Below are 290 nucleotides of genomic sequence, written 5' to 3' on the forward strand. Positions count from 1 at the left end.
TCTTCGCCCCCGACCGGCTGTCCAAGCCAGTTTTCTTCACGGTCCCCATCGCGTCCGCCCACAGCGCGATAGTCATATTCGCTGAGCTTTCCCCGGCTGGCAAAATAGGCCAGCGCCAGAGAGACGGCATAGTCGCCATGTCGCCGCTTGCCCTTTTCGCCGGTGCGCAGGGCAGGCACGCGCGGGGTGCCGCGTTGCAGCCGCACCACGCGCAGGTCCGACAGATGGTCGGCATCTTTTGGGATGGCGATGGACCCATCCTCAAAGGCCATCTTCAGCGGCGGCATTTC

At 64.1% G+C, this 290-nt stretch carries 1 protein-coding gene; it reads right to left on the reverse strand.

What is annotated here, in order from left to right:
• The coding region (locus Q5762_RS37855; protein WP_315896848.1) for a hypothetical protein at positions 1-290 on the reverse strand (290 nt) is incomplete at both ends.

It is taken from the genome of Streptomyces sp. P9(2023), from assembly GCF_032436795.1.
Lineage (GTDB): Bacteria > Actinomycetota > Actinomycetes > Streptomycetales > Streptomycetaceae > Streptomyces.